Annotated in this window: 16 protein-coding genes, 1 pseudogene and 1 riboswitch; of the genes and pseudogenes, 8 read left to right on the plus strand and 9 right to left on the minus strand. The window is 64.5% G+C overall.

The genetic code is table 11. The annotated features are described in order from the left end of the window. Positions 1–790, plus strand: a pseudogene (locus AC0L17_RS26735) (hypothetical protein); the annotation flags it as partial. A 26-nt stretch (positions 791–816) separates the two neighbouring features. On the opposite strand, the gene AC0L17_RS26740 reads toward AC0L17_RS26735, so the two are convergent. The 4 genes from AC0L17_RS26740 to AC0L17_RS26755 form a co-directional block, all read right to left on the minus strand. After that, positions 817–1,116, minus strand: coding sequence for a CcdB family protein (locus AC0L17_RS26740; RefSeq protein WP_023803907.1), 300 nt, complete (start codon positions 1,114–1,116; stop codon positions 817–819). Then, positions 1,116–1,358: a type II toxin-antitoxin system CcdA family antitoxin gene (locus AC0L17_RS26745; protein WP_091593381.1), complete on the minus strand. Its 243-nt coding sequence runs from the start codon at positions 1,356–1,358 to the stop codon at positions 1,116–1,118. Before AC0L17_RS26745 ends, AC0L17_RS26740 begins: the two co-directional genes overlap by 1 nt. Before the next feature lie 63 nt (positions 1,359–1,421). After that, on the minus strand, positions 1,422–3,242 hold the full coding sequence (locus tag AC0L17_RS26750; protein WP_473518005.1) for an ABC-F family ATP-binding cassette domain-containing protein: 1,821 nt from the start codon (positions 3,240–3,242) through the stop codon (positions 1,422–1,424). 1 nt (position 3,243) lies between these two features. Further along, the gene (locus AC0L17_RS26755; protein ID WP_023803904.1) at positions 3,244–3,888 is read right to left on the minus strand and encodes a thiamine diphosphokinase; all 645 of its coding nucleotides are present in this window, start codon (positions 3,886–3,888) and stop codon (positions 3,244–3,246) included. Positions 3,889–3,990: 102 nt separating this feature from the next. Further along, positions 3,991–4,104: riboswitch (TPP riboswitch) on the plus strand. Between the two features lie 43 nt (positions 4,105–4,147). On the opposite strand from AC0L17_RS26755, the gene thiB reads away from it, so the two are divergent. The 4 genes from thiB (at position 4,148) to AC0L17_RS26775 (ending at position 9,522) form a co-directional block, all read left to right on the plus strand. Next, the gene (gene thiB / locus AC0L17_RS26760) at positions 4,148–5,161 is read left to right on the plus strand and encodes a thiamine ABC transporter substrate binding subunit (RefSeq protein ID WP_473518006.1); all 1,014 of its coding nucleotides are present in this window, start codon (positions 4,148–4,150) and stop codon (positions 5,159–5,161) included. A gap of 255 nt (positions 5,162–5,416) precedes the next feature. Beyond that, positions 5,417–7,036 carry a thiamine/thiamine pyrophosphate ABC transporter permease gene (gene thiP / locus AC0L17_RS26765; protein ID WP_473518007.1) on the plus strand — a complete coding sequence of 540 codons (1,620 nt, stop codon included), beginning with the start codon at positions 5,417–5,419 and terminating at the stop codon, positions 7,034–7,036. Continuing rightward, positions 7,033–7,803, plus strand: a complete 771-nt coding sequence (gene thiQ, locus AC0L17_RS26770) for a thiamine ABC transporter ATP-binding protein (RefSeq protein ID WP_473518008.1) — start codon at positions 7,033–7,035, stop codon at positions 7,801–7,803. The genes thiP and thiQ overlap by 4 nt, the downstream gene beginning before the upstream one ends. 291 nt (positions 7,804–8,094) lie before the next feature. Further along, positions 8,095–9,522, plus strand: a complete 1,428-nt coding sequence (locus tag AC0L17_RS26775; RefSeq protein WP_287234562.1) for a M48 family metalloprotease — start codon at positions 8,095–8,097, stop codon at positions 9,520–9,522. 230 nt (positions 9,523–9,752) lie between these two features. Here AC0L17_RS26775 and AC0L17_RS26780 read toward each other — a convergent pair whose 3' ends face one another. Beyond that, the gene (locus tag AC0L17_RS26780) at positions 9,753–10,616 is read right to left on the minus strand and encodes an RNA polymerase factor sigma-32 (RefSeq protein WP_091593367.1); all 864 of its coding nucleotides are present in this window, start codon (positions 10,614–10,616) and stop codon (positions 9,753–9,755) included. Between the two features lie 345 nt (positions 10,617–10,961). Here AC0L17_RS26780 and AC0L17_RS26785 point away from each other — a divergent pair, with 345 nt between their 5' ends. From AC0L17_RS26785 to AC0L17_RS26795, 3 genes are all read left to right on the plus strand, one after another. Beyond that, positions 10,962–11,735: an amino acid ABC transporter substrate-binding protein gene (locus AC0L17_RS26785; protein WP_027152931.1), complete on the plus strand. Its 774-nt coding sequence runs from the start codon at positions 10,962–10,964 to the stop codon at positions 11,733–11,735. 161 nt (positions 11,736–11,896) lie between these two features. Further along, the gene (locus AC0L17_RS26790) at positions 11,897–12,577 is read left to right on the plus strand and encodes an ABC transporter permease subunit (protein ID WP_473518009.1); all 681 of its coding nucleotides are present in this window, start codon (positions 11,897–11,899) and stop codon (positions 12,575–12,577) included. Then, positions 12,574–13,347, plus strand: a complete 774-nt coding sequence (locus tag AC0L17_RS26795) for an amino acid ABC transporter ATP-binding protein (protein ID WP_473512246.1) — start codon at positions 12,574–12,576, stop codon at positions 13,345–13,347. The genes AC0L17_RS26790 and AC0L17_RS26795 overlap by 4 nt, the downstream gene beginning before the upstream one ends. Before the next feature lie 191 nt (positions 13,348–13,538). On the opposite strand, the gene AC0L17_RS26800 is transcribed toward AC0L17_RS26795, so the two are convergent. The 4 genes from AC0L17_RS26800 to AC0L17_RS26815 all read right to left on the minus strand — a co-directional run bounded on the left by AC0L17_RS26800 (position 13,539) and on the right by AC0L17_RS26815 (position 18,965). Beyond that, positions 13,539–14,120, minus strand: coding sequence for a CarD family transcriptional regulator (locus AC0L17_RS26800; RefSeq protein WP_027152934.1), 582 nt, complete (start codon positions 14,118–14,120; stop codon positions 13,539–13,541). Positions 14,121–14,587: 467 nt separating this feature from the next. After that, positions 14,588–14,926 (minus strand): ferredoxin FdxA, encoded by a 339-nt coding sequence (fdxA, locus tag AC0L17_RS26805; RefSeq protein ID WP_023803892.1) that lies wholly within the window; start codon positions 14,924–14,926, stop codon positions 14,588–14,590. Between the two features lie 251 nt (positions 14,927–15,177). Next, on the minus strand, positions 15,178–15,564 hold the full coding sequence (locus AC0L17_RS26810) for an RNA-binding S4 domain-containing protein (protein ID WP_023803891.1): 387 nt from the start codon (positions 15,562–15,564) through the stop codon (positions 15,178–15,180). 14 nt (positions 15,565–15,578) lie between these two features. Continuing rightward, positions 15,579–18,965, minus strand: coding sequence for a helicase-related protein (locus tag AC0L17_RS26815; RefSeq protein ID WP_473518018.1), 3,387 nt, complete (start codon positions 18,963–18,965; stop codon positions 15,579–15,581). Positions 18,966–19,252 lie beyond the last annotated feature (287 nt).

Consider the following 19,252-nt stretch of genomic DNA (forward strand, 5'->3'; position numbering starts at 1 on the left):
ACGATACCCGGGTCGCGGGGGGGGGGGGGGGGGGGGGGGGGGGGGGGGGGGGGCCGCCCCCCCCCCCCCCCCCCCGCCCCCCCCCCGGGGGGGGGGCCCCCCCCCCCCCCCCCCCCCCCCGGGGCCCCCGCGGGCCCGGGCGCCCCCGACCGATAGCGCAGCCGCGCCGGCAGCGCCGGCCCCGGGTGCCGCGCCGGGTGCTGCACCGACAGCCGCGCCTGCGGAAACCGCGCTGGCGGTCGGCCAGAAGGCGATCTTCTACGAGGAGCGCACCAGCACCGCGCAAGGCTCGGCCGAGCCCGGCAGCATCGTCTGGTCGCTGGTGCAGGAATCGCCCGGCGGCAATCTGCCGCCCGAGCCGGCAATCCGCGCCGAGGCGAGCATTCCGGGCAAGGACGTGCAGTTGCGCATGACCATCCGCCGCAACACCGACCAGACGCTGCCGGCCAGCCACATCATCGAGATGATTTTCCTGACGCCCGATGGTTTCGACGGCGGCGGTGTCGACAACATCCTGCGCGTCGCCATGAAGGGCTCTGAACAGGATGCCGGCAGTCCACTGATCGGCATCCCGGCCAAGATCGCCGACGGCTTCTTCCTGGTCGCTCTCAACGACACAAAGCCGGACGAAGACGCCAATCTGACCCTGCTGCGGGGCCAGAAATGGATCGACGTGCCGGTCGTCTACAAGACCGGACGGCGGGCGCTGCTCACCATGGAAAAGGGCATTCCCGGCGAGAAGGTGTTCGACGAGGCGCTGAAGGCCTGGCAAACAAAAGAGGCGGGCTGAGGCCGGCTCACCAGCCTCCCTTCGGCTCAGAAGCCCTGGAACAGCATGTCGAGCGCGGCCACGATGTCGTCGTGATGCCTGGAGATATTCAGTCGACTTTCGCCCAATTCCTTTGCCGGAACCGTGGCGATCAGATGGGTGGCCACAACCAATTTTCGCCCATTGATCTCGACGAGGGGATGGAGCTTTCGCATCGGCGGCGGCGTCATTGTTGTCGGAAGCAGCGGGATCACCACCCGTGTTTTAAAATCGTCGAGCAGGTCGGATTGGACGTCCAGCAAATAGCTGCCCTCGACCCGACCCGCGAAGACATCATAGCGTGCCATCAGAACTGCCGATGTTCTTCCAACGGAATACCGTGCTTTTCGACGTATTCGTTCCACGCTTCTATTGTGGCGCGATTCTCAAGTTTCCATAGTCGGGCTTTTTCGGCAGCCACCGCCTCTGCGATACCGGCTTCGGCGGCGCGCGAGACATTCACATCGAGTCCCTTGGCTTCCTTCATGAGCTTTGAGTCGATCGACAGATTTGCCGGCTGACGAACCGCATTCATAGCTATCTTTCGCATGATAACCTCCGCAGAATGCGCATAATGTATGCGCATTGTCGTGGTGGAGCAACGGCGAAGCGTCTACCCCTCCATCTCCTCGCGCAGCATTTCAAGTTCCAGCCATTCCTCCTCGAGCGCTGCCAGCGTGGCGCGCTCCTTGTCGAGCGCGGCGATGGTCTTCTGGAATGAGGCCGGGTCGCGCTCGTAATAGGCCGGGTCGGCGATATTATCCTCCAGCCGTGATATCGAGGCGGTCACCGCGTCGATCTTCTTGGGCAGCGATTCCAGCGCGAATTTCTGCTTGAACGACAGTTTTTTCGCCGGGCCCTTCGGCGCCGTTGCCTCGGTCCGGGCTGCCGCCGCCACTTCACTCGTCTCGGCCTTCGGCCGTGCCTTGCGGTCGTCCAGCCTGGTGCCGCCGCGCTGCGCCAGCATGTCGGAATAGCCGCCGGCATATTCGATCCAGCGGCCGCCGCCTTCCGGCGCGATCAGGCTGGTCACCGTGCGGTCGAGGAAATCGCGGTCGTGGCTGACCAGGATGACGGTGCCGGCAAAACCGGCGACCAGTTCCTGCAGCAGTTCCAGCGTCTCCATGTCGAGATCGTTGGTCGGCTCGTCCAGCACCAAAAGATTTGCCGGCCGCGCCAGCACACGGGCGAGTAGCAGCCGCGCCCGCTCGCCGCCCGAAAGCTCGCGCACCGGGGTGCGCGCCTGTTCCGGCTTGAACAGGAAGTCCTTCATGTAGGAGACGACGTGGCGCTGCTCGCCGTTGATGACGAGGTTCTCGCCGCGGCCGTCGGTGAGATACTGCGCCAGCGTCTCTTGCGGGTCGACCGCCTCGCGTTTCTGGTCGAGCGTGGCGATCTCCAGATTGGTGCCTAACCGCACCGTGCCTGAGTCCGGCTTCAATTCGCCGGTCAGCATCTTCAGCAGCGTCGTCTTGCCGACGCCGTTCGGGCCGACCAGGCCGACGCGGTCACCGCGCTGGATGCGGGTCGAGAAACCCCTGACCACGGTGAGGTCGCCAAAGCTCTTCTCGATGTTCCTGGCCTCGATCACCAGCTTGCCGGATTCGGCGGCGTCGCTGGCCACCATGGTCGCCGCACCCTCGGCGCCGCGATGGCCGCGAAAGCGCTGGCGCATGGTCTGCAGTTCGCCGAGCCGGCGCATGTTGCGCTTGCGCCTTGCCGTCACGCCATAGCGCAACCAGTGCTCCTCGCGCACGATCTGGCGGCCAAGCTTGTGCTGCTCGCGCTCTTCTTCTTCCAGCACGGTGTCGCGCCATTCCTCGAAATGGCCAAAGCCCTTGTCCAGCCTGCGGGTCTGGCCTCGATCGAGCCAGACGGTGGCGCGCGACACGCGCTCGAGGAAGCGGCGGTCGTGCGAGATGACGATCAGCGCCGAAGAGGTGCGGGCAAGCTCCTCCTCCAGCCATTCGATGACCGACAGGTCGAGATGGTTGGTCGGCTCATCGAGGAGGAGAATGTCGGGCTCCGGCGCCATGACGCGGGCCAGGGCAGCACGGCGGGCTTCGCCGCCGGAGAGATCGTTCGGCCGTTCCTCGCCGGACAGGCCGAGATGCTCCATCAGATAGGTGGCGCGGTAGGGATCGTCGGCGGGTCCGAGCCCCGCCTCGACATAGGCGCGGACGCTGGCGAAACCATCCATGTCGGGCATTTGCGGCAGGTAGCGCACAGTTGCCGAAGGCTGGCGGAACACCTCGCCATCCTGCGGCTCGATCAATCCCGCAGCGATCTTCAGCAACGTCGACTTGCCCGAGCCGTTGCGGCCGACCAGAGCGATCTTGTCGCCCGCCGACGCCGTCAGTTCCGTCCCGTCGAGCAGCGGCGTGCCACCGAAGGTCAGTTTTATCCCGTCGAGATTGAGAAGCGGCGGCGCCATGTCAGCTTTCAGGTAGGGGGAATGGATGGGCGAGCAACAGCGCGCGGCCGCTGCCCAGCGCGACTTCGAGCCGGCCCTTGACCTCGTTGGAAATGGTCAGCGACGAGCCGAACGCCACCTCGACATGGTTCAGCGGCCATTTGGCGCCGGTCACGGTCAGACCGGCAAGGTCGGAGAAGCCGAGAATCGAAAACAGCGTGCCGTCGGCGTAGTCGAAGCCGGCCTTTCCGGGAAGCAAGGGCACGCCTTCCTGTGCGCCACTGGTCAAAAGCACCTCTGTCCCTGCCTCGGCCAGCCGGACGCCGAGCGCCAGGTGCAGGAAGGCGTGGTCGGTGCGCTTGCCGCCGAACGCGCCGGCGAGCACGAGGCTGGTCGCGCCGCGTTCAAGCGCGGCGGCGATAGCCAGTTCGCCGTCGGTCTTGTCCTTTTCTGCCGGAAACACCTGGCGCGGCACGGCGGCGAGCTCGTCCGGCAAATCCGCCGGCACCGAATCGAAGTCGCCGACCCAGAGTTCCGGCGTCAGGCGCAGAGTCCGGGCATGGCTGATGCCGGCGTCGGCGGCGATGACCCGCGTGCCTTCGACCTGGCGGTCGAGCAGCGGCGTGCGGATAAGGTCGCCGCCAAGCAGGATGGTGAATTTGCTCATATGCGTGGCCCTTACCAGCCCTGCTTGCGAAACGGAAGGCCGCGGTCTGGATGCCCGGCAAACTTCCGCTTGCGCCGCAGATGGGCCGGGCCTATGTGTCGAAGCGCTCTAACGGGGTGCTGGACGCGATCTTCGCGGACCGGCTGAGAGGCAACCTGCCAACCCGCTGAACCTGATCCGGTTTGTACCGGCGGAGGGATTAGACGTTTCGGACAACCCGACGCCTCAATTCCCTTCAACGCCAACGAAGGAGGCGCCGATGCGCACGTTTTTATACACACTTGTTTCGGCAGTGCTGCTCGCGGCGACCGTTCTCGCCGGCACCGGGCCGGCATCCGCGCAGGAAAAACTCACCGTCTATACCTATGAGAGCTTCACCGCCGAATGGGGTCCAGGCCCGGCGGTCAAGAAGGCGTTCGAGGCCGAATGCGGCTGTATTCTCGAATTCGTCGCGGTCGCCGACGGTGTCGCCCTGCTCAACCGCGTCAGGCTGGAAGGGGCCGCGACCAAGGCCGACATCGTGCTCGGCCTCGACACCAATCTGACGGCGGAAGCCAAGGCCACCGGCCTGTTTTCGCCGCATGGTGCCGTCATCGACGTCAAGGTGCCGGGCGGCTGGAGCGACGATATTTTCGTGCCGTTCGACTATGGTTATTTCGCCGTCGTCTACGACACCGAAAAGCTGAAGACGCCGCCGAAGAGCCTGAAGGAATTGGTCGAGGGCAATGCCGATGAAAAGATCGTCATTCAGGATCCGCGCACCTCGACGCCCGGTCTCGGCCTGCTGTTGTGGGTGAAGTCGGTTTATGGCGACAAGGCGCCCGAAGCCTGGGCCAAGCTTAAGGCAAAGGTGCTCACCGTGACGCCGGGCTGGAGCGAGGCCTACGGCCTGTTCACCAAGGGCGAGGCGCCGATGGTGCTGTCCTATACCACGTCGCCGGCCTATCACATGGTCGCCGAAAACACCCAACGCTATCAGGCAGCGTCCTTCGACGAGGGCGCGTATCTGCAGATCGAGGTTGCCGGCATCACCAAATCAGGTGCGAAGAACCCGTTGGCGAAACAGTTCCTGACTTTCATGACCGGGCCGAAATTCCAGGATGTCATTCCCGAGACCAACTGGATGTTCCCCGCCGGCAAGACCGAGAAGCCGCTCAATCCGGCTTTCGACAAGCTCGTCAAGCCGACCAAGACGTTGCTTTTCAGCCCCGAAGAGGTCGCCGCCAACCGCAAGGCCTGGGTCGACGAATGGCTGTCGGTGATGAGCAAGTAGGACTTAGATTTCTGCATGGTGTTCGCTCCACGCCACCCCCCTCTGGCCTGCCGGCCATCTCCCCCTCCAGGGGGGAGATCGGATGTCGCTTCCGCTTTCGCCAATCGCAACAGTCGAAGGATTGAGGCGAGGGTGAAGCTTCCAATCTCCCCCCTTGTGGGGGAGATGGCCGGCAGGCCAGAAGGGGGTGGACGGGAACTCGACCTCAGCCACATCCCATCTTTCAGCGCCCGCCGTTAAGTTGGGCAGCGCGGAATGCACACTGGCCATCGTAGAGATCCCCGCGTCACCGCCGGCACAATTGCGCTTGCCGCTGTTGCGCTGCTGATCGGCGGCGCGTTCGCCGGGCTCATCGTCGAAGGCGCACGCGATCCGTCCGGCGCCGCGTCGGCCTTCGATTCCTACCTCTTCCGCGTCGCCCGATTCACGCTGTGGCAGGCATTGCTGTCGACGCTGCTCTCCGTCGTGCCGGCGCTGTTCGTGGCGCGGGCGCTGTCGCGGCATCCGCGCTTCTTCGGTCGCGGCCTGATCCTGCAGCTCTTCGCCGTGCCGCTCGCGCTGCCGGCCATCGTCGCAGCACTGGGGATTCTGGCACTCTATGGCCGTGCCGGCTATTTCGCCGGCGTGCTCAGCGCGATCGGCGGTCAGGGCTGGCCGGGCATATACGGCCTGTCCGGCATACTCGTCGCCCATGTCTTCTTCAATCTGCCGCTGGCGACGCGGCTGTTCCTCGAAGCGCTTGCGACAGTGCCGGCCGACCAGTGGCGGCTGGCGAGCCAACTTGGCATGGGCGCCAGGCCCGCCTTCCGGCTGATCGAATGGCCGACGCTGCGCGCGGCGCTGCCGGGCGTCGCCGGGCTTGTCTTCATGCTCTGCATCACATCCTTTACCATCGTACTCACGCTGGGCGGCGGGCCGCGTGCGACAACGCTGGAGGTCGCCATCTACCAGGCGCTGCGTTTCGATTTCGATCCTGCCCGAGCGGTGACGCTGACAGTGCTGCAGATCGCGCTGACCTTCGTCGTCGTGCTGGCATTGATGCGCCTCGGCGCCAATACCGTCGGCGACGCCAACCTGCCGGTGGCTTCGCGCCGCTATCTTTCGGCCGGCGCCGCCGAGACCGTGCTGAACGCAGCATTGATCATCCTCGCTTTGCTGTTCGTCGCCGGGCCGATGGCGGCCACGGTGACGTCAGGCCTTGGCGCCGATCTCGGCCGGCTGGCGGGCGAGAGCGCGGTGCGGCAAGCGGCGCTGACCAGCGCCCTGCTCGCCTTGCTGGCGGCGCTGCTCGCAGTGGCGCTGTCGCTGTCGCTGGTCATGGCACGACGGGCGCTGGCCTTGAGGCGTCGCGTCGGCGCCGGGACGCTGCTCGAATACGCCACCGATACCGGCGCCGGCTTCGTCCTCGTCGTGCCGCCCGTCGTCATAGGCGCCGGCTGGTTCCTGCTGCTGCGTTCGGTCAGCGACGTCTTTGCCATCGCCCCTGTCATGGTCGTCGCCGTCAATGCGGTGATGGCGATGCCGTTTGCCATCCGCGCCATTCGCCCCGGCTATGATGCGGCGAGCGAACGCCACGAACGGCTCTGTTTGCTGCTTGGCATTTCGGGCTGGAACCGTTTCCGGCTGGTCGACTGGCCGTCGCTGCGGCGGCCGCTCGCCACCGGTTTCGCGTTCGCGATGGCTTTGTCGCTCGGCGATCTCGGCGTCATTGCCCTGTTTGGCAGCGACTCCCTGCAGACGCTGCCTTATCTCCTGCTGGCCCGCATGGGCAGCTACCGCACGATGGACGCGGCCGGCCTGGCATTTCTGCTCGGCCTGGTCTGTCTCGCGCTTGTCCTGGCCGCGGACTGGCTGGGACGGGGAGAAAGATCATGACGCTCAACAGCGAAAACGGTACGGCTGTGCGGCTGGAAAAGGCGTCGTTCAGCTATGGCGAAGCGCCGTTTTTATTCGATGTCGAGTTCGCCGCCTCGAAGATCATCGCCATCATGGGGCCGAGCGGCTCGGGAAAATCGACACTGCTCAATCTGGTGGCCGGCTTCGAGACGCCGCAATCGGGCCGCGTGCTGATCGGCGGCGCCGATGTCGGCGGCAAACCGCCGTCGGCGCGGCCAGTGTCGATGGTGTTCCAGGAAAACAATCTCTTCGCCCATCTTTCGGTCGAACGAAATGTCGGCCTTGGCCGCTCGCCATCGCTCAGGCTGACCGAGGCCGACCACGCTGCAATCGCCGCGGCGCTCAAGCGCGTCGGCCTTGCCGGCAAGCAACGACGCCTGCCGCGCGAACTCTCCGGCGGCGAGCGGCAGCGCGTCGCGCTCGCCCGCGTCCTGGTGCGCGACCGGCCGGTTCTCTTGCTCGACGAACCGTTCGCCTCGCTCGGACCGGCGTTGCGCGACGACATGCTCGATCTGGTAGCCGACGTCCATGCGGAGCGGCGCATGACGGTGCTGTTCGTCACCCATCAGCCGGAGGACGCCCACCGTATCGGCCAGGACATGGTGTTCCTGGACAATGGCACGGTTGCCGCAACCGGGACTGTCGCCGATTTTTTTACCAAGGCTGGACCGGAAGCCTTTCGGCGCTATATCGGTGCAGGTCCGTTTGGCGCAGGATCACGAGATGTTGCCCGGAAGCGGACATAATTTACGGCCAAACCGGCTTCAGGCGATGTGGCGTTTGCTTGCCATGGTCAAAGTAGTGTGGCTAGGTCCTCCGATACTGGTCCGGCATAGGTTGTGATTTGCCACTACGGTGCCATCCGCGCTCGTGGGCTCGAAGGACGCTGTGGCAGTTGATTTTGCGCATGATCTGAAAATCGATGCCCGATTTTCGGGCCATGTGCCGAGAGCCGAAAGGAAGCTGTTCTGCCGACCGGCACAGACAGAGTGAGAAGGAAACCGCTGGCGCGCTTCCTGGCGCTGGCCGGCTTTGCCATGGCGTTGGCAAGCTGCCAGATGTTCACGCCTCCGGACGTTCAGGAATCCGGCTTCCAGCCTTCCAGCAAACCGGTCACCGTCGACAATGTTGCCGCCAACAGCAAGGTCGCCGAAATGGCCAAGGCGCAGCATCCGCGCATCCTCGCGACCTATGGCGGCGAATATTCCGATCCCAAGCTTGAGCGCATGGTCGCCAAGGTCGTCGGCAGCCTGACGGTGGTTTCGGCCAACCCGAGCCAGACCTACCGCATCACGATCCTCAATTCGCCCAACGTCAACGCTTTCGCATTGCCTGGCGGCTATCTCTACATCACGCGCGGCCTGTTGGCGCTGGCCAACGATTCGGCCGAACTCGCCGCGGTCATCGCGCATGAGATGGGCCATGTCACTGCAAACCACGGCTTGCAGCGCCAGCAGCTCGAGGCCGAGGAGGGCTTTGCGACAAAAGTCGTCTCGGATGTGCTCGGCGACAGCCCGACCGCCAAGGCGGCACTGATCCGCGGCAAGCTGCGGCTTGCCCAGTTCTCGCGCAATCAGGAGCTGGAGGCCGACGGCATCGGCATCAAGTCGATCGGCGAGGCGGGCTTCGATCCGTTTGCCGCCGGCCGCTTCCTGCAGTCCATGTCGGCCTACACCGATTTCCGCTCGATCAGCGGCGCCACCGACGCCAGCCTCGACTTCCTGGCGACGCACCCGAACACGCCGCAACGCATCGATCTGGCGCAGCGCCATGCCCGCCAGTTCGGCGCGCCCGGCGTCGGCACGCGCGACCGCGACGCCTTCCTCGCCGGCATAGACGGGCTGCTCTACGGCGACACGCCGGAGGAAGGCTATGTGCGTGGCGAAACCTTCCTGCATCCGGGGCTCGGCGTGTCGTTCTCGGTACCCGACGGCTTCATCATCGACAACTCGGCCGCGGCGGTGACGGCAACCGGGCCGGGCGACATAGCGATCCGCTTCGACGGCGTCTCGATCGACAGGAACCGATCGCTGACCGACTACCTCCGCAGCGGCTGGGTGGCCGGTCTCGACGAAAGCAGCGTGCGCCAGGAAACAATCAACGGCAACGAAGCGGCGACGGCGCATGCCAGCGCCGAGGGCTGGCAGTTCGGCATCGCGGTGATCCGCGCCGGCGGCCAGGTCTACCGGCTGCTGACGGCAGCCCCCTCCGCCAGCACCTCGCTGGGTGCGGTGGCGCGCTCGGTCAGCGGCTCGTTCCGGATCTTGAGCGCGGCCGAAAAAGCAGCGCTGAAGCCGCTGCATATCCGCGTCGTCACGGTCCGGCCCGGACAGACCATGGGTTCGCTCGCGGCGCAGATGGTCGGCGTCGACCGCAAGCTCGACCTGTTCAGGGTGCTCAATGCAATGTCGCCCGGCGCAGCCGTTTCGGCCGGCGACAAGGTCAAGATCATCACCGACAGATAGGGTGTGTCGATATTCAGGTGATGCCGGCCCGCAAACGGCAATTTCCTGCGCTTCCGACCTTCGCCGGCCGGAGCACTCATGAGCGGTCGCGGCAGTAAGGCTACGGCCGGCGTAGGCCGGTGCTCACGTACTTTATGCACGCTCCGCTCCGGTTCTCGGGAACCACCTGGTTTGGTCGCTTCGCGCCCGTCTTCGACTCCGACTCGTCCTAACCTGAATCGCAACACACCCTAGGCGGCGGTCGCCAGAAACTCGGGGTTTTGCTTCACCAGCGCTATCTTGAGCTTTTCCATGGCGCGTGCCTCGATCTGGCGGACGCGTTCCTTGGAGATGCCAAGCGCCTCGCCGAGGGCTTCGAGCGTCGCGCCCTCGTCGCTCAGCCGGCGTTCCTCGATGATCCTGAGCTCGCGGGCATTGAGCGCGCCGAGCGCGGTTTTCAGCCAGATAGAGCGGCGTTCGACATCGATCGTGTCGCCCACGACTTCGTCCGGCAAAGGATCGTCCGAAACCAGAAAATCCATTCGCTCGGTGGCGCCCGCATCGTCGGCGAGCGGCTGGTTGAGCGAACTGTCGGGGGCCGAAAGGCGCGAGTCCATCATCGCCACGTCGGCCTCGGAGACGCCAAGCGCCACCGACACCTCGCGGTAGAGCGAGGTGTTCGAGATCGGCTCGGCACCGTTCGCCAAGCGGGCGCGCAGGCGCCGCAAATTGAAGAACAGCGCCTTTTGCGCCGAACTGGTGCCGCCACGCACGATCGACCAGTTGCGCAGGATATAGTCCTGCATCGAGGCACGGATCCACCACGTCGCATAGGTCGAAAACCGCACCTCGCGCTCCGGTTCGAAACGGGCCGCTGCCTCCAGCAGGCCGACATGGCCTTCCTGCACCAGGTCGCCGAGGGGCAGGCCATAGTGGCGGAACTTCGAGGCCATGGAAATAACCAGCCGCATATGCGCCATGGCGATTTGGTGCAGTGCCTGCTGGTCGTTGTCTTCCTTCCAGCGCAGCGCGAGAAGATGCTCCTCGTCGCGCTCGAGATAGGGGGCTTTCATCGCCGCGCGGACCATGGTTCGCCCTGCCGTATCTTCCATCATGCCACGCTCCCTGTTCCGGGCGTTGCGGTGCGATCGCTCGCCCCTGAGCTGGCATCGTGGTTGAATTGGCGACGCCGCGCCCTACAACAGCCAACAAACGTGCCACCCGCGCGAATGGTTCCGCCGCTGATGTCGCGTGGATTGCACTGTTCGAAAGCTCGATGCGGCGGTCGCTTCTCGGCCGGTTGGCGCGAGTCGATGTGGTTTTGAGAATTGGATTTCGAAAGTGTCTCATTTTTGAAATCTGGTTCCTTATTTCGCCAGGCTGCATCTGTCAGTTTCCGGCGCTCACAAATGCGCCGGACGCCGGCCCCGGACGCCGGCCAATGACGGGATCACAGAAAAATGAAATGGCTCAAATCGCTTATCGTCGCCGCAACACTGCAGGTACTGGCAGGCACATCAGGCCATGCCGGCGCCAATCTCGATCAGATCAAGCAGGCCGGTGTCTTCAAGGTCGGCACGGAAGGTACCTATGCCCCCTTCACCTATCATGATGCCTCGGGCGCACTGGTCGGCTTCGACGTCGAGATTGCCAAGGCGATCGCCGAGCGACTCGGCGTCAAGGCCGAATTCCTCGAAGGCAAATGGGATGGGCTGATCGCCGGCCTCGACGCCGAGCGCTATGACGCTGTTATCAACCAGGTCGGCATCACCGAGGAGCGCAAGGCCAAGTATGATTTCTCCGATCCCTATATTGCTTCCAAGGCGGTGCTGATCGTGCGCGGCGACAATACCGACATCAAGAGCTTTGCCGACCTGAAGGGCAAGAAGGCGGCGCAGTCGCTGACCTCGAATTTCGGCAAGCTCGCCGAAGCGAACGGCGCCGAACTCGTCGGTACCGATGGTTTCGACCAATCGATCCAGCTGCTTCTTACCGGCCGCGCCGATGCCACCATCAACGACAGCCTGTCCTTCCTCGATTTCAAGAAGCACAAGCCCGACGCCAACGTGAAGATCGCCGCGCAGGAAGAAAACGCCGACTATTCCGGCGTCCTCGTGCGCAAGGGCGATCCGGAACTGGTCGCCGCCATCAATCGGGCGCTGGCCGACATCAAGTCCGACGGCACCTACCAGAAGATCGCCGACACTTACTTCGGCCAGGACGTTTCGAAGTAAGCGCATTTCACGGAGCGGGCCGGTTGCCGGCCCGTACGGCCAAGTATCGCGGCGAGCCGTCTTTGACGGCCGCCGCTTTTGGCGTGATATGACGACCGTATGGTCGCGCCTCGATGCTGCCGGGCCGATTTTTGGGCGGCAATCTCTCAAGGAGAATTTTCGTGCCGCACTGGCTGCAATTGATGCTGGATTCGTTGCCCACGCTGCTATGGGCCGCGCTTATCTTCACCGTGCCGCTAACGCTGCTGTCGTTCGCATTCGGTCTCTTCGTAGGACTGGTCGCAGCGCTCGTCCGGCTGTTCGGCCCGCAGCCGCTGGTCGCCGTGGTCCGCTTCTATGTCTGGATCTTCCGTGGCACGCCGCTTCTGGTGCAGCTCTTCCTGATCTTCTACGGCCTGCCCTCGGTCGGCATCCTGCTCGACGCCTTTTCAGCCGCGTTGATCGGCTTCACACTCAATATCGGCGCCTATACGTCGGAGATCATCCGCGCCGTCATAGGCTCGGTGCCGAAGGGGCAGTGGGAGGCGGCCTATTCGATCGGCATGACCTGGGGCCAGGCGATGCGACGCACTATCCTTCCACAAGCGGGCCGCGTCGCGGTGCCGCCGCTGTCCAACACCTTCATCTCGCTGGTCAAGGATACATCACTGGCCGCCGCCATCACGGTGCCGGAGATGTTCCAGGCGGCGCAGCGCATCGTCGCCACCACCTATGAGCCGCTGATCCTCTATGTCGAGGCGGCGGCTCTCTATCTGGCGCTTAGCTCGGTGCTGTCGGCGTTGCAGACGCGCCTGGAAAAGCGGCTCAACCGCTACGGCGGCTTCCTCGAGGCGCGCTCATGATCGGCCTCACCGACATCGAGAAGCGTTTTGGTGACAATCTCGTGCTGAAGGGCGTGACCGTCACCATCGAGGAAGGCAGCGTCACCGCCCTTGTCGGCCCCTCGGGCGGTGGGAAAAGCACGCTTCTGCGCTGCATCAACCTGCTCGAGATCCCGACCTCGGGCACGGTGCGCATCGGCGACGACGCGCTTGAATTCCACCCCGGCGGCAAGGTTCCCGGCAGGGCCATCCAGCGCCTGCGGCTGCAGACCGGCATGGTGTTCCAGAATTTCCAGCTGTTCCCGCACCGCACGGCGATCGAAAACGTCATGGAGGGGCTGGTGACGGTGTTGAAATGGCCGGCCGGGCGAGCGCGCGAGCGGGCGCTCGCCCTGCTCGAAAAGGTTGGAATGGCGCACAAGGCCGACGCCTGGCCGGCGACGTTGTCAGGCGGCCAGCAGCAACGCGTGGCGATCGCCCGGGCGCTGGCGCCATCGCCGAAAGTGCTGCTGTGCGACGAGCCGACTTCGGCGCTCGATCCGGAACTGGCGCAGGAGGTGGTCGACGTGCTCGGCCAGCTCGCCAGCGAGGGCACCACCATGGTGATGGCGACGCATGATTTGCGCCTCGCCTCCAAAATCGCCCAGGAGGTGGTGTTCCTCGACGCCGGCAGCGTCGTCGAGAAAGGCCCCGCCGCGGTTCTGTTCAGCAATCCGGAGCGCCAGCGAACCAAGCGGTTTATCGCGACGCTGAAGCAGGAGGCAGAGAAGGAAACCGGTGGCGAAATTTAAGGCATGTCGCCCAAAAAGTGCGTAGCGGGGTGACGATCACTAATGCAGGGCGCGGTGGTTTTGCGATCACGACAATGCATAACAACGACAACAACCTAAAGCGCGTCGCATGGATCCAGTCAACGCGACGAGCTTAGGAATAAAAAAACCCGGCGCTAGGCCGGGTTTTTCCAAATTAAGGCGAGAAGCGCTCAGGCTGCTTCTTCCTGCTCGGCTTCTTCGTTGTCGGCCTTGGCGCCGCGCTTCGGTCCCTTGTTGAGGTTCACCTCGATGAGGCGCACCGCTTCGGTTTCCGACATGCGGTTGACGGCCGCGATCTCGCGCGCCATGCGGTCGAGTGCCGCCTCATAAAGCTGGCGTTCGGAATAGGACTGCTCCGGCTGATTGTCGGCGCGGTAGAGGTCCCGCACAACTTCCGAGATCGAGATCAGGTCGCCGGAATTGATCTTCGCATCATATTCCTGGGCGCGGCGCGACCACATGGTGCGCTTGACGCGGGCGCGGCCCTGCACGACCTTCAGCGCGCGATCGACGTAATCCTCTTCCGACAGCTTGCGCATGCCGATGGAGGTCGCTTTGGCGACCGGAACCTTCAGACGCATCTTGTCCTTCTGGAAGTCGATGACGAACAGTTCCAGCTTGTGGCCCGCAACTTCCTGCTCGTCGATCGAGACGATCTGGCCGACGCCATGCGCCGGATAGACGATGTACTCGCCGGTCTTAAAACCGTGACGCGCTGCGCTGGACTTCTTCTGCGGGGTGATTGTTGCCATTACGCCATGAACTCCTTGGTGTGGAACCGGCATTCTGCCGGTCGAACTCGCGCGATCGGGTACCGATCGTTAGCCGCACAACTGCGAACCCACCGGAAAAGCCGAGGGCGGCAAATCGCATAGTCGCGACTGCCTGCCCCAGATCACTCTGGTCCGGATTGAAAAATTCACCTTTCAGTGATTTGGGGCGTTTGCGCCATAAATCGACGTTGTGTCACCGGCATGTTTGGTTCGTGTAGCACAAAAAGTCGGAAGAATCAAGGTTTTGCTGCACGCGCGAAGGTCAAGCGCGATCTCCGCCTGTCAAGGCAGTTAACGTGCGGTGCCTGTCAGCACGCGTGATGCCGATCAAACCGGCGCCGCCGTTACGGTGCCACGCGCCCGTTTTGGACGCGCAAGGACGATGTGACACTTTGATCTGGCGCATGGTCCTTCCGAAAATCGATTTCGATTTTCGCGGTCGAGCGCTAGTCGCCCTGGCCGGGCTCGGGGGAAAAATATTTTTCGAACTTGCCGGCCTCGCCATCGAAGGACTTGGCGTCGGCCGGAGGCTCCTTCTTGGCGGTGATATTGGGCCATTTATCGGCGTACTCGGTGTTGATCTGCAGCCATTTGTCGAGCCCTGGCTCGGTGTCCGGCTTGATCGCGTCGGCCGGGCATTCCGGTTCACAGACGCCACAGTCGATGCACTCGTCGGGATGAATGACGAGCATGTTCTCGCCCTCATAAAAACAGTCGACCGGACAGACCTCGATGCAGTCCATGTATTTGCATTTTATGCAATTATCGGTCACGACATAGGTCATCGGTCGGCTCCGGGACGTCCCGTTTTATCAGGGCGACGTGGCGTCCAATCGGACGCATAAGGTACGCTCTAACACTTTGAATCCACGCATCGTGCTTTTGGAAAATCGATATCGATTTTCGGGCCGATGCGGTAGGCTTTCTTGGTGAGGTAACGTCTTTGCCTGCCGCTTGCAAGGGCAGCCATTGCGCGTGATGCCGGTGATTCCGGAATGGATTTCCTGCCGGCGATGCGACGAAAGCCGGTTATGCGTCAGTCGTCGCCGAGCAGCCGGTCGGTCTCCCGGCGTTCCTTCTTGGTCGGGCGGCCGCTGCCGGCATCGCGCAGTGCGGGGATCGCATCGGCAACGGCCTCGCCCTTTGGCGTCGGCGGTGGCGAGATATCCTCGTAGAGCAAGCGCGCTTCCTCGGCGGGACCGCGCCGGCTTCCGGTGCCGAGCACCTTCCAGACGAAGATGCGCCGCTCGAGAGTGATGGTCAGGACGTCGCCGAGGCGGACCAGATCGGAGGCCTGCGCTGCTTTGTCGCGATTGATGCGAACGCGTCCGGCCACCACCAGCTTCGCCGCCAGCGAGCGCGATTTCACCGCACGCGAAAAGAACAGCCATTTGTCGATGCGCTGGCGGGCATCAGTGACCATTGGAGCGAACGAACTTACTTCTTCAGGTGGTCGCGCAACGCGGCGAGCTTGGCGAAGGGGGAATCCGGGTCGAAGCGCACCGGACGCTCCTCGCGAGGCTTCGGCTGGAACGCGGGCTTTCCACCAGGCGCGCCACCCTTGCCGTCCGGCCTGCCGCCTTTCCAGTCGGGCCGGCCTTCGCGACGATCGGGACGTTCACCCTGCGGCTTGCCGTCGCGCCGTTCGGCTGGCTCGCCCTGGGGCTTGGGCTTGAACTTGCTGCGGTCGAAGCGCGGCTTGCCGGCGCCGTCGCCGTCGCGGCGTCCTTCACGGGCGGGCCGGTCGCCTGGAGCGCCGGCCTGCTGCCCGGCCGCTGCCGGCGCGTTGCTGCGGCCATCGCGCGCGGCTTGTCCGCTGCGCGGGCGATTGTCCCTGTCACGGGGCCGGTTGTCGTGGTGGCGGTGGCGTGGGCGCTGGTCGAAGCGGCCCTGCCGCCACAACAGGATGGGTTTTGGTTCTTCTGCCTCTTTCTCGGCCTCTGGAGCAGCCTCGCCGGTGGCGGCTTCCGCCGCCACGGCAGGTTCGGCCGAGACTGCTGCCGTTGCGGGCGAGGCTTCGGAAGCCGGCTCCGCCGGTGCGACCTCAACCTCGGCGGTTTCGGGTGCTGCCTCTCGAGCTGCGGCTTCAGCTGCAGGCAGACCCTCTACCGTGACCTCAGGCGGAGTTTGCAGTTGAGCTTCTGCGAGAGGTTCCGCTTCGGCAGCGGGTTCCGCGAGAGCCTCCGCCGTGGCTTCTGCCACTGCATCCGGCTCAGAACTGTCGGCCGGCGCCTCGGCGGCTGCGTCGGCAATCGCGGCTTCAGCTGCCTTGGCCTGTTCGGCTTGTTCTTCCGCCGCCTGCTTGGCCGCGGCGGCTTCGCGCGCGGCATTGTCCTGTGCCTCGAGCCGTGCCTTCACCTCGACAGCCGCCTTCGCCTCGGCCCGGTAGCCGAGGCCTTTCAGAATCTCTTCCATGTCGTCGGCCGTGGCGCCGAGGATCGACATCATCGGCGGCGTCACCATGAAGGACTGACCATCATAGGCGCCGTCGGGGCGCTGGCCGAGGCCCGGCTTCCAGTTGGTTGCTGGCCGGATCAGGTCGGCCAGCCGTTCGAGGATGTCGACGCGCACCGCGCGACGGCCGAGATTGCGGTAGCCGGCCAGCTTGTAGAAGGTCTTGTCGAAGGTGGGATCGATGACCACCGAGGTGCGGCCGGAGGCCAGCGCGTGAACCACGTCGCCAAAGCCAGGCTTGTCCTTGCCGTCGTTCTGCAGCGCCCACAACAGCGTCACCAGTCCGGCCGGAGCCGGCTTGATCAGCGCCGGCACGAAGACGTGGTAGGCGCCGAAGCGCACGCCGAGCCGGCGCAGGGCGGCGCGGCCCTCCTGGTCGAGCGACTTCATCTCCTCGGCGATGTCGCGGCGGTTGATGAGGCCGAAATTCTCGACGAGCTGGAAGGCGATGCCGCGGCCGATGCCGGTGATCTGCTCGGCGTTCTTGAGGTCGACCAGCGGCTTCAGCAGCGACTCGATCTGGAAATTGACGAAGCGATCGGCGCGCGCCGCGACTTTGTCGCGGGCGGGACCGGTGAGCTGCTCGTCGGCCAGCAGCACCAGGCGCGGCTTCAACGGCTCGTCGCCTGCGACCAGCGTGCCGATCGGCGCGCCGATCCAGCGCAGCGTGCCATCGGAGCCGAGCGCGATGTCGCCATTGGCCGAGGCGCCGAAGCGTTCGGCCCGCGCCTCGAATTCGGCTGCAAGCGCCTTCTGGGCTGCTGTGCGCACCGCCTTGGCGTCCTCGCCGCCGGCGCTTTGGTCCGCGGTGAAGCGGAACCCCTGCAACTCGCCGACATGATGGCCTTCGACGAGGACGGTTCCGGTTGGACTGATTTCGGCTTCAGGCATGGTATTTTCTCTAAGGCGCCGCATGAGGACGGAAGTCCTGCGGTCTACGAAGCGTTTCGTCAACCGCTCATGCAGCGCATCCGACAATCTGTCTTCGATTTCGCGCGTCTTTTCCTGCCAGTGTGCCTGATCGGCCAGCCAGCCGGGCCGGTTGGAAACGAAAGTCCAGGTGCGGATCTGGGCGATCCGGTGCGACAGCGTGTCGATGTCGCCCTCGGTGGTGTCGGCGCGGCGCACCTGCTCGGCCATGTAATTCTCATCGACATGGCCATGCCTGGCAAGGTCCATGTAGATCGAGGCGATCAGGTCGGCATGCTGAGCCGGGGCGATCTTCCTGTAATCGGGAAGGGCGCAGGCCTCCCACAACAGCGCCACGCGCCTGGGGTCGGTGGCAAGCGCCCGGATGTCCTCGTCGCGGGACAGATGCTCGAGCGCCTGCGCATCGACCGCCGGCAGCGCGCGCGTCAGGCCTTCAACCGGCGCGTTGGTCTCGATCGAGCGCTTCAGCGCGTCGAGATTGGCGAAATCGAAACGCGCGGTGCGCCATTGCAGCACCTTCACCGGGTCGAAATCATGCGCTTCGATCTTCTTGACCAGTTCCTCGTCCAGTGGATCGACCTGGCCGGTGACGCCAAAAGTTCCGTCGCGCAAGTGCCGGCCGGCGCGGCCGGCGATCTGGCCGAGCTCGGCCGCTGTCAGGTTGCGATACTGGTAGCCGTCGAACTTGCGGTTCTGGGCGAAGGCGACATGATCGAGATCGAGGTTGAGGCCCATGCCGATCGCATCGGTGGCAATCAGATAATCGACATCACCCGACTGGAACAGCTCCACCTGCGCGTTGCGGGTGCGCGGCGATAGCGCGCCGAGCACGACTGCTGCACCGCCCTGCTGGCGGCGGATCAGTTCGGCGATGGCATAGACCTCGTCGGCGGAGAAGGCGACGATCGCCGTACGTCGCGGCAGGCGGGTGAGCTTCTTCGAGCCGGCATAGGCGAGATGCGACAGCCGCGGCCGCGTCACCACCGACACCCCCTTCAGCAGGCGCTGGAGGATGCCGTGCATGGTCGCTGCGCCGAGCAGCAGCGTCTCCTGGCGACCGCGCAGATGCAGAATGCGGTCGGTGAAGATGTGGCCGCGCTCGAGATCGCCGGCCAGCTGGACCTCGTCGACGGCAACGAAGGCGGTGTCGGTCTCGCGCGGCATGGCTTCCACAGTGCAGACCGAATATCTGGCGCCGTCGGGCTGGATCTTCTCCTCACCGGTGATGAGCGCCACCTTGTGAGCGCCGACCTTCTCGCAGACGCGTGAATAGACCTCGCGGGCGAGCAGCCTGAGCGGCAGGCCGATAATGCCGCTTTCATGCGCCACCATGCGCTCGATGGCGAGATGGGTCTTGCCGGTGTTGGTTGGCCCGAGCACAGCGGTCACGTCGCGGCCTGACAGGATCAGTGGCTCAGTGTGTTTCGGCTGGATGTTCATCGACCTGGAAATTAAGGCTCTCTGCCTCGCGTTGTCGGGAGCGCGCCCCGTGGTGGCGCGGGTGACAGCCGACACATAGGGATTTCGGGCGCGAAGCGAAAGCAGAATATTCCGATGGCAGCTCGAAGCCTTCGATAATCCGTTTCGCCGTTTCGATTTAACAGTTGGAACGAGTCTGGAACGAATCGGCTACGAATCGCTGACTCGCGCAGATTCAGGTTTTGTTCACGGCTACATCTGGATTTTTCGCCGGCGAGTCTCACCACATGCTGAATCGCCGAACTGGC

The sequence above is a fragment of the Mesorhizobium sp. WSM4829 genome (assembly GCF_055811475.1).